Origin of the sequence: Clostridium sardiniense (genome assembly GCF_019753795.1) — a bacterium.
In the GTDB taxonomy this organism is placed as follows: Bacteria; Bacillota; Clostridia; order Clostridiales; family Clostridiaceae; genus Clostridium; species Clostridium sardiniense.
Map to the genome: position 1 here is coordinate 1 of NZ_JAIKTU010000028.1, position 10,259 is coordinate 10,259.

The window sequence follows — 10,259 nt, forward strand, 5'->3', positions numbered from 1 at the left end:
TTTTGTTATTGAATTTGGCTGCGAACCTAATTCTATTTTAACAAATGGAGGTTTTTTTACATAATACACCGCTAAAGCTTATCTGAACACACTTGCATAGCAAGTGGTTTTTTAAATACAATAAAAATAGAGAAAAAAGAATTTAGTTTTCTTTTTTCTCTATCATAATATGTATATTTACTTAAACTTTATTTCTCCATCAATTATACTTTCTATTATTGCTAATGATTCAACTTTTGCTCCTAAAGATTCTAATACACTTCTACCTTCTTGGAATCCTTTTTCTATAACTATTCCTATTCCCACTAAATTTGCCCCTGCTTGATTAACTAATTCTATTAATCCCTTTGAAGCACATCCCTTAGCTAAGAAATCGTCTATTACTAATATATTTTCGCCTTTATTTAAAAATCTCTTTCCAACTCTGACACTATATTCTTTATTCTTAGTGAATGAGTGAACTTTAACCTCATATAACTCTTTATCTAAATTAAGACTTTCTGTTTTCTTTGCAAAAACAACCGGAACATAATCAAAGTATTGAGCAACTATAGCTGCTATACCTATTCCTGATGCTTCTATAGTTAATATCTTATCTATTTTTTCATCTTCGAATCTTCTTTTAAATTCCTTTCCTATTTCATTTAAAAGCTTAATATCCATTTGGTGATTTAAAAAGCTATCTACTTTTAGTATATTTCCTTCTCTTACTCTTCCATCTTGTCTTATCTTATCTTTTAATAATTCCATCTTAATGTTCCTCTCCTTAATATCTTAAATAAATGATCCTAATAACAAAAAAACTAGACCACTTTAGTCTAAATGTTCAAGTTTATATAAATACTAAAACGTGTTAAAGCCCCTATTTTAGTCATTTAACTTTTTATATTATTCCAGTTAGTTTTATATTATTCCATTCTATAAGGGGCAAAAAAGGGGGCAAATTTCTATACCTGTAAAATTTATTTCCCAAATCATTTCCCGTATATAAAAAAGTCCCATCAGTTTCGCATTGTGAAGAGGCTTGACGGGTTCTGTTAAATCTATTATACATATTCTCACTATCTAGTCAACCCAACTCTATTAATTTATTTATAGTTCTTATATTATAGTTATTTATAATATTTTTAGTTGTAAATTACCTGTCTACTTGTCTACCACCCTTTAAACCTACTAATACTAATACTTTGAGGTAGACACTTTGACTTGTCTACCTTCTGTCTACCCTGTCTACCTTTAAATAATAAAAAAGTAGCCTCAATTCAAGACTACCTTTGATTTTATGCTAACATTCTTATTCCTTTACCTTTTCTTATTGCCTCTGCTCCATATCTTAAAGCATCTATTAAATGACAATAATCATCTATAGGCTTATTTATATATTCTCCTGTCTTTTTATCTTTTTGCCATGTGTAATTTTCAAATTCCATTATAGTATTAACACACTTTGGGTGAATATATATCTTATACCCTTGCAGATATTGTATTCCATGTATAATTGAATCCTTGCCCTTCTCTGCTGACTTTATTCTCCTTAGTCCTAACTTTCTTAATTCTGCTATACTCTTAGGCTCTGCACTATCCGCTATAATTCTTTCTTTAGAATATCCTTTGTATGCTATTAAATTATATATATCCTCATTTAACATACCACTCCTATAAAACTCATCATATATCCACATAAGTTTTTTCTTTTCATCTACTAAGAATACTATAAAAGCACTTGGGTCATTTGTATAACCAAAGTCTAAGCCAAAATATGTCTTTCTAGTGAAGTGATTTTTTAAGAATGGATTACCCCTAGGATTTATTAAACTGGTTACATTTAAACCCAAATCCTTAGCGACGATTTCAGCCTCTTCTCTTTTTACTGCCTCTATATCGAACTCTAGTGTCTCCCAATTAGTAAATACTCTCTTATCTAATGAGGCAAACTTTCCATTTGCATATATCTCCCACATAGCAAAATTAGTTTCTTTTAAATTCTCTATACTCTCAATATAATCTTTAGGTAAAAATGTATTATCTTTATACGTAGTCTTTACTATTAAAGCGCCTTTATATTTTTTCTTGAAAAATAATCTATAAACCCAATTGACCTTTGATACTGGATTAAACATTATATGAATTTGTTGATTTTCCTTTTTGCTTCTAAGTCTTAGATTTAACTGTGTAAAATCATTTCCCACAAGCTCTGTTGCCTCTTCAATAATAATATCATCAATCCCTTGTATAGATTTTACTTTCTCTGAATCATCTAACCCTTTGAATATAAATATACTCTTATTTGGTAATTCTATTGTCATATCCGTTTTATTAATATTACATTCATTATATATCCCTAAATCTGATATTAGAGTCTTGAACTCTGCAAATATAGACTCTCTAATTGTTGCTCCTACTTTTCTAACTACTAAACATTTTCTTTTATCATTTATTAACTTATATAACATTTTCTGAACTATAAATTTACTTTTTCCGCTACCAGCTCCACCATAAAATATATTCACTCTAGTCTTATAATCTTTTAAATATGGTCTGTATGCTGGCAATATCATGTTAATATAATCTTTAATAACTATTGCCTTATTCATTAATTATCTCCCCGCCTTCTACTACTCTTATTATCTGTTCTTTTTGTGGTTTTTGCTCTACAGTAAGACCAAAGTTTTTACCTAGTATCTCTGCTGATTTCATTCTTAAATGAAGAGCTGCCTTTTTATCTCTCATAGTCTGTGTAAAGAACTCTCTTATCTCCTGTTCCGTTGCCTCTTCAAACCCTCCAGTACGCTCCAATTCTTCCATGTATTCTTTTACATCTTCTCTGGTTAATAGTTTGCACCCATTACTATTTGCAGTCTTAGGCGTACATTTATAAGCTTTTAAATATGCCTCTGTTGCATTTTCGCTCTTTAAGTATTCCTTACAAAATAACTTTTGTTTATCTGTTAACATTAAATCAATCCTTTCTATATATAAAATAATAGGGTTCCTCATAATGAAGAACCCTTTTAAACATTAAGCCTTTGGTGCTACTTGAGAAAATGCTTTCCCGTCTACAACTTCAAAACCAAATCTCATAGTGCATTTTACAGCTATTAAGTCATGCTCTGCTAAGTTTATATTACCTACAGTAGCCTCTTTTAAAATCTCATATTCTATGCCTTCTCTAGTTCCTATTACTGCCTTTGTAAAATCTCCTAGTATAACCTCTGCCCTAGCCTTATCCCATGCTTTAGATTGAGGAATAAATATAGGCGTTTGATATATTTGTGAACCACTAATACCACCAGGAATTATAACTGCATTTCCATTTCCATCTCTTAATTCCCTAAAAGTCTTTTTCATACCATTGTGAGTAACAACAGCATTTACTGTGTAATCTTCATCTTCAACCTTTCCCATAGCTCCGCTAATATCTATATCAAATTTATCAGTCGCAACTATCTTTTTACTCTCTGAAATTTTTAATAGATTATTTTTAAATGGTGATGAATCTCCAAAGAATACTGCTTTATCTATTGCTCTTGAAAAAGCGTCTGCTATACCTTCTTTTATTTCTTCTAACACATTTAATGTAGAATCGTTCATTTTTTCTTTAGTACATGGGATAATAACTGCTAACTTTTGAGCCTCTAGTTCGGGATAATCAAAAGCCATTATGCTAGTCCCTATCTTCTCTCCTTCACCAGTCCAGTAAGCTGAGCCAGTGTCAGTAAGTACTGGTAGTACCTTCTTTTGTCCTTTCATTGGTAGGTGTCTGCAAACTGTAAATGCAGTTGACTGCTTTACTATTGATTTTATAAGTTCATTTGATACCTCTGTTGGTACTGAACCAACTAAGTTATCCTTCAATAATGTTGTATCTGTATTTGCCATAATTTCTTATTGCTCCTTTTCTATTTATTTATAACATCTGTAAATGTTAATGTCTTTTGGTTTATTCTACGACTTAAATTCTCTGGATCGGCTGGAGTACCTCCACTTAATATTGGTGGCTTTCTATCTAAAGATTCAATCATATCCGCAAAGCTCTTTAATGTTGCATTGTCATAATTCTCGCATTTAGATGAGAATCTTTCTTCATTTAATGAATATCCTCTTTCATCAATAACCTTCCTAAAATTATTTAATGTCTCATTTCTTTCTTTTTCAGTAACCATTTTTTCATATTCTGCCTTGTAATCAATCTCTTGTTGCTCCTGTTCTTGTGAATTATTTTGTTCTTGGTTTTCCATTTTATATCATTCCTTTCTTATATTTTATTTTTTAAATATTCTCTTAAATAATAAACAAATGTGTAATATATATAATTACCCGCACCCTTTTTGCTTACAAAAAAAGTATTGATATTATATCTAACTTCAAAAGTTTTTAATGTTGCTATAAAGCTCTTTGGATTATACTGTGTATTGTAATTATGCAATACAATATCATCATAAGTAGCACCCTCTATCATTAAGTGTAATTTACCTTTCTTTCTTGAAAATTCTTCCTCGATTCTTGCTCTGTCCTTAGTAAAATTACCACTTAATTCTTCTAGTGAACCTTTTCTCTCTATTGAAATTATGCTATCAAAATATAAATCTCTAGGAATGCCAAGCTCTTCATTCTTTGGAATGTAAAAGCTATAGTCTCCGTAATCTAGTTTTTGAATATCATACTCAATCTTTTTCTTATCAAAATATTCTTTTATATGACTATTCTCTTGTTCTCTAGTATCAATTAAAATTACTATGCTTTTTAATAGCTTATCCAACTCTGAATCCTTGTACCTAAATAACTCAACCATTGTCTACTCCCTTCTTAAAATAAATTGAAATATTTATTTAAATAACATAAATTAGTTAACCCTTTCCTAACTCCACGCTCAAAATAATACATTGACTCTAAAGTTTCTTGCAAATATAAAGCATCAATTAAAGCTATTAATTTTTTCTTATCTTTTTCATCTAACTTACTCTCTAATTCTGATTGCAACTTACGAATAGTATTAACACATTTCCTATACTCGCCATCTTCCTCCTCAGTCATATATTCAAAGTCATACTCAAATTCAATGTCTGCCTCTCTGTTTATAATATCCTTTACTATTTCATGTAATTTATCTAAATTCATAATTGTACCTCTCCTATCTATTATTTAATTGAAATTTCCTAAGTTCTTTCCATGTAGGCTCTATGCCTTTTTCTAGACATAGAATAATGTAGTATTCTAAAATTTTTAACTTCATTATTATTTTTCTCCTTTACAAATACACCCAAATGAGATACAATCAAGTTGCTATGTTGGTGGTATCTCATTATGAGTGCTACCTTTTTTATTATTCTTCGTTAATGCAGAATATCAGCCCTTCAAACATTGATATTAATGGACTATCATCACCAAATGATAATATAACGTCATCATTATGATAAAAATTTATTATACCTTCTTCTAAATGATACATAATGAACGCATTGTCATCTATCGCCATTCCAAATTCCATTACCACACCTTGTTTATTCTTGATATTTACATCTGAACAATTTTCTAGCACCTCAACAGCTTTGTAAAATCTTCTTTTATAATTTGTTTTTAACATTTATTTTCCTCCTTTAATCATCAAACGGATTATTATTATCTTCATCTAAGAAAACTACCCCTCTGACTATATATTTTTTCTGATATTTTCCTCCACTAACTCTATCTCTTCTTATATTTTCATATCCCTTAAAATCTCTTAGTTTATTAACTATAAAATTATAGCTTTTAGCTGTTCCCATTATACTTTCTGGAATTATATTAACTAAATCCTCATTATTACATAATTTTATATATGCCTTTTCAACTTCTTCACACTCAAGATGAGAACCTTCTAATGGAGCTATTATCTCTAATGCAAATTTTAATAAAGAATCCATTTCTTTTACATTTTGTTGTGTATCTTCTTTTATACATTTAGGAATTGTCAACTCTTTGCCTAGAATATCAATAGCTCTATATATAAAATATGAAAACACATAACTAAAATTTGGCTTTATCTCTTCTCTGTAAAAATTAGCATTTCTCTTTTCTAAAGGAATTTTATTCATAAATCTTACAAATAGTAACCTTCTATTTACTGCGTCATCAAAACTTGCAAATTTAGGGATAGTATTAGTATCAATTAATAAATCTAATTTCTGTAAGTTTACTTCTGTTAAATTTCCTCTTGTAGGTCTTGCCATTTCAGTTGAGTTTGATAATATAGTCTTGAATTTTGCTTGACTGATTATATAATCTTCTTCTCCCTCGCTAGATATTCCCCATAGCTTATCATTTAGAGATACAAGTAAATCATCTCTTGATTTATCATCATTACCTCTATGGCTTAATGTAAAATATTCATAAGGTACATTAGTTATATTATCTTCAAATAAATCTTTTATGATATTTTTAAATGTACTTTTTCCTGTTGCTCCAGCTCCTATCATAAATATTGCTAGTTGTAGATTTTTTCCTAGCATTTTATAAGCTATTAAATCTAACATAAAATTTAATCTTTCTGCTCCTAGTACATCTTTATACAATTTCAATTTCTCATTCATAAATTTTATAGACTTTTCTTTATCAACTAACTCATATTTTGAAGTATTTAAAATCATATCATTTCTATAAGCTTTTTTTACTTCTCCATTATTTAGGTTGATTATAAATCCATTCTTGGAACAAATTATATTCTCATTTTTATTATGAGTTTTGAGATTAATAACATATCTTTTATCACGCCTTAATTTGTCTAAAGCCTCATTAACCCGATTTTTATTATCCCAACTTCTAATTTTTTTATCTAATTTTAAGTATTCTTCTTTATTCATCTTATTAGCTGAATTTTGAAGTTCTACTTCACATTGATTAATGAAATCATTGTAAATAATTCTTGCCTCTTCTTCTGTATGCTTTATCCATGCTTTGTCATTCCATTTAATAAACTTGTACTCATTAACTGAATTTATAAGTGATTTAAAGTTTCCACCTATATACGACATGAAAGCTTGTTTACTATCTGTATACTTAATTAATGAAACGTTGCCTATTCTATCCCTATTTTGCTTTATCTTATCAATAAAAGCCTTATGATACGGTTCACTCATAGTATTATTAGAATATTCCACGATGTCAGAGTATATCTTATGTTGATTAAGCTCTCTAACAACTTCAAAGTTTAATAATATATCTTCTCCCTCTAAATAATTGATAAGTATATTTGATATAATATCTAACTCATTTGAAGGAAACTCTATTTTATTATCTAGTTTTAATATTGTATATTCTTTTCTAGCTTCTTCATTCTTGAACATATAAGCCAAGGATATAAAACAACTTTCTAATTCTTCTAATTCAAATTTAATTATTTGCATTGCTTATCAGCCCATTCTTGTAATTTATCTTTATTGATGTAATATTTTTTTCCTATCTTAAATGATGGAAATTTTTTATTTTTACATAAGTTATATATCTCGTTTCTTCCTATGCCTAATAAATCTTTAGCTTGCATAGGTGTTAATAATATAGGATTGACTTCGCTAGACATTATCTTCTACCTCCTGTTATTTTTTTCAACCTATTAAGAACAAACAGGTTTGTTTTAATTCACCCGTTTAGGTGTCTTTAAATATATATTATACCCCTTTAGGTGTAATGTCAATATTAATTTCAAAAAAATATATCTAAATGGGTTTATTTTATTTCAAATAGGTGTATAATAATAAGAAATAACACTAGGAGGCTGTAAAAATGGACATAGGTAACAATTTAAAAAAAATCAGAAAAGATAAAAAAATGACGCAAGCTGAATTTGGAAAACTAGTTGGATTGTCTGTAAATACAATTCAAAGATACGAATCGGGAGATAGGGAACCTAGCTTTAAGATAGCTGAAAAAATCGCAAACAGCCTTGAAGTTCCAGTAACCGATTTATTAGGTATAGAAAAAATTGGAACTAGTGATACTTATGTAAATGATGAAGGAAGAGTTGCTCATGTTTTCTCAAAAAAAGCTTTTGATGAAACCGACTTTGGCACAGAGGAAATTTCTAATACAAAATTAATTTCTGCCTATATTGGTAGAAAAGCTAATGAAAAAAATTTAAAATATATCAGCGATTGGAAGCAAATAATCAATGATATTGATAAAATTATAGAGGCTAATTTTGAAAGAGAAAAACTACTTTTAGGTTCTAAAATAGACTAATTTTTCCAATAAATAGATATTTATATGTATTTCAAACCATAGGTAGACAAAAGCTGTCTACCCCCATAGTCTACCTCAACCCTTGATATTACAAGGCTTTAGGGCAAGGTAGACAAAAGACAAGTAATTTGGTTAGTAAAATAAAAAAATAAAGGAGGAATATAATTTATGGCTAAAACCACATATAAGAAAAAGTTAAAAAATGGCAAAGAATATTATTTCTTTAGATTAAGACATAAGAATTTAAAATCGCCAAAAGATTTATATGGAAATACAGTAAAAGAACTTGATAAAAAGATTAAAGATTTAACTTATGAATTAGATCATGGTGTTCAAAGTAATAAAGAGTGTTTCGAGAACTTTTTTGAGAGTTGGTTATTTGAAGTAAATTTCGTAAATAAAAAACCCTCCACCAAAGAAAGGTATGAGGGATTATATAGAAATTATATTAAAGATAGCTCTATTTCAGATATAAATATAAAAGACATAAATCAAACTGATATACAGAAGTATTACAATGCTCTAATAAAGAAAGGTATTTCAGTAAATACCATAAAACAAATAAATAAGATAATAGCTCCTAGTCTTAGATATGCATATAATAATAACTTAACAATTAAAGACTTTACGAGGGCTATAGTTCTACCAACAGAAAAAGAAGAGGATAAATTAAAGCGTACAAATAGAATTAATCCTTTTACATTGGAAGAACAACAATTATTTATTGGAGCTATAAAAGGTCATAAGTTTGAGATGTTATTCATCACTGCTCTTAATACTGGAATGAGAAGAGGTGAGCTACTAGCTTTAACTTGGAATGATGTGGATTTCAATAATAATACAATATCTATAAATAAAACTGCTAATTATACAACTACTGTCAGTAAAAATGGCAGAGGTAATGGGGAAATATTCGTTCAGACCCCTAAAACAGTAAGTAGTATTCGTACCATACCGATACCAGTGTTTTTAAAGGATAAATTAAAACAGTATAAAATATATCAATCAAAGAATAGACTTAGATTAGCCAATATGTATCATAGTAACAGACTTGTATTTTGTAACACATATGGCAAGTATTTAGATGTTGGGAATATTAGAAAAGAATTCATTAAAATATTATCTGATAATAACCTAAAAGCTAGGAAATTCCATGATTTAAGGCATACATTTGCTACTAGATTATTTGAATTAGGCGAGAACCCTAAGAAAGTACAGACTATACTAGGACATAGTAATATATCAACAACTTTAGACACATATACTCATGTACTAGAAAGCTCCAAGGAAAGTATATCAAGTAAATTAGATGATTTATATATATCAATGAGCGTAAAATAACGCTCTTTTTTTATGTTTTAAAAGGGGCAAAAAGCCTTTATTAAAAGCTATAAGGGGCAAAAAGAGGGGCAAATTTCTTTGTGTATTTTCTCTAAACGTTGGTATTACTAACTTTACACATTGTATACCTCTAGACCACTTTAGTCTAGGAACATATAGTTTATATAAAACTTCACTATATATTCGTAGTTAGGATTTGGCTCCTTGTAGAAACGCTCAAGCCATAACTTTAATTGAGCATATACGAATTTAATAAAAATAATTTTTAATATAATATATCATTATACGCTTGTGAGTACAAGCATTTTTATAAATTTTATATATTGTATAGTAATGTAAGGTATAGTCATTATCTTATTTTACATATTATATACAAAAAAAGAGATAGTAATTAAACTATCTCTTTTCGTTACTCACCTGGCAACGTCCTACTCTCCCACACAGTCTCCCGTGCAGTACCATTGGCGCTATAGAGCTTAACTTTCCTGTTCGGAATGGGAAGGAGTGTTTCCTCTATGCCATCATCACCAGATTTCAGATTGTTCTCTGAAAATTGCACATGAATTCTTGTTGATCGTCTTTTTTATTGGTCAAGCCCTCGACCTATTAGTATCAGTCAGCTGAACATATTGCTATGCTTACACCTCTGACCTATCAACCTTGTGTTCTTCAAGGGGTCTTACTAGCTTACGCTATGGGAAATC

12 protein-coding genes, 2 rRNA genes and 1 riboswitch are annotated in these 10,259 nt (G+C 29.0%); of the genes, 2 read left to right on the plus strand and 12 right to left on the minus strand.

Annotation, left to right across the window (positions count from 1 at the left end; genetic code table 11):
• Positions 1–177 precede the first annotated feature (177 nt).
• The 10 genes from K5V21_RS18665 to K5V21_RS18710 all read right to left on the minus strand — a co-directional run bounded on the left by K5V21_RS18665 (position 178) and on the right by K5V21_RS18710 (position 7,555).
• Entirely contained in the window at positions 178–750 is a 573-nt protein-coding gene (locus K5V21_RS18665) for a xanthine phosphoribosyltransferase (RefSeq protein ID WP_221862590.1), read from the minus strand.
• A gap of 530 nt (positions 751–1,280) precedes the next feature.
• The gene (locus K5V21_RS18670; RefSeq protein ID WP_221862592.1) at positions 1,281–2,594 is read right to left on the minus strand and encodes a PBSX family phage terminase large subunit; all 1,314 of its coding nucleotides are present in this window, start codon (positions 2,592–2,594) and stop codon (positions 1,281–1,283) included.
• Positions 2,587–2,997, minus strand: a complete 411-nt coding sequence (locus tag K5V21_RS18675) for a terminase small subunit (RefSeq protein ID WP_221862593.1) — start codon at positions 2,995–2,997, stop codon at positions 2,587–2,589. Before K5V21_RS18675 ends, K5V21_RS18670 begins: the two co-directional genes overlap by 8 nt.
• Before the next feature lie 21 nt (positions 2,998–3,018).
• Positions 3,019–3,879, minus strand: a complete 861-nt coding sequence (locus K5V21_RS18680; RefSeq protein WP_221862595.1) for a phage major capsid protein — start codon at positions 3,877–3,879, stop codon at positions 3,019–3,021.
• Positions 3,880–3,899: 20 nt separating this feature from the next.
• A complete protein-coding gene (locus tag K5V21_RS18685) occupies positions 3,900–4,238 on the minus strand; it encodes a hypothetical protein (protein ID WP_221862597.1) in 339 nt (112 codons plus the stop codon).
• 17 nt (positions 4,239–4,255) lie between these two features.
• A complete protein-coding gene (locus tag K5V21_RS18690) occupies positions 4,256–4,792 on the minus strand; it encodes an ERCC4 domain-containing protein (RefSeq protein WP_221862599.1) in 537 nt (178 codons plus the stop codon).
• A gap of 14 nt (positions 4,793–4,806) precedes the next feature.
• Entirely contained in the window at positions 4,807–5,118 is a 312-nt protein-coding gene (locus tag K5V21_RS18695; protein WP_221862601.1) for a DUF6809 family protein, read from the minus strand.
• A 205-nt stretch (positions 5,119–5,323) separates the two neighbouring features.
• The gene (locus K5V21_RS18700) at positions 5,324–5,584 is read right to left on the minus strand and encodes a hypothetical protein (protein ID WP_221862602.1); all 261 of its coding nucleotides are present in this window, start codon (positions 5,582–5,584) and stop codon (positions 5,324–5,326) included.
• A 13-nt stretch (positions 5,585–5,597) separates the two neighbouring features.
• Complete coding sequence (locus tag K5V21_RS18705) at positions 5,598–7,382, minus strand: ATPase (RefSeq protein ID WP_221862603.1); 1,785 nt, start codon at positions 7,380–7,382, stop codon at positions 5,598–5,600.
• Positions 7,373–7,555 carry a helix-turn-helix domain-containing protein gene (locus K5V21_RS18710; RefSeq protein WP_221862604.1) on the minus strand — a complete coding sequence of 61 codons (183 nt, stop codon included), beginning with the start codon at positions 7,553–7,555 and terminating at the stop codon, positions 7,373–7,375. The genes K5V21_RS18705 and K5V21_RS18710 overlap by 10 nt, the downstream gene beginning before the upstream one ends.
• Before the next feature lie 203 nt (positions 7,556–7,758).
• On the opposite strand from K5V21_RS18710, the gene K5V21_RS18715 reads away from it, so the two are divergent.
• Together K5V21_RS18715 and K5V21_RS18720 are read left to right on the plus strand one after the other, a co-directional pair.
• The gene (locus K5V21_RS18715) at positions 7,759–8,214 is read left to right on the plus strand and encodes a helix-turn-helix domain-containing protein (RefSeq protein ID WP_221862605.1); all 456 of its coding nucleotides are present in this window, start codon (positions 7,759–7,761) and stop codon (positions 8,212–8,214) included.
• 168 nt (positions 8,215–8,382) lie between these two features.
• Entirely contained in the window at positions 8,383–9,555 is a 1,173-nt protein-coding gene (locus K5V21_RS18720) for a tyrosine-type recombinase/integrase (RefSeq protein WP_221862606.1), read from the plus strand.
• Between the two features lie 166 nt (positions 9,556–9,721).
• Positions 9,722–9,822: riboswitch (purine riboswitch) on the minus strand.
• A gap of 148 nt (positions 9,823–9,970) precedes the next feature.
• On the opposite strand, the gene rrf is transcribed toward K5V21_RS18720, so the two are convergent.
• Both rrf and K5V21_RS18730 read right to left on the minus strand, forming a co-directional pair.
• A 5S ribosomal RNA gene (gene rrf, locus K5V21_RS18725) occupies positions 9,971–10,087 on the minus strand.
• Between the two features lie 54 nt (positions 10,088–10,141).
• Positions 10,142–10,259 (minus strand): 23S ribosomal RNA (locus tag K5V21_RS18730); the annotation flags it as partial.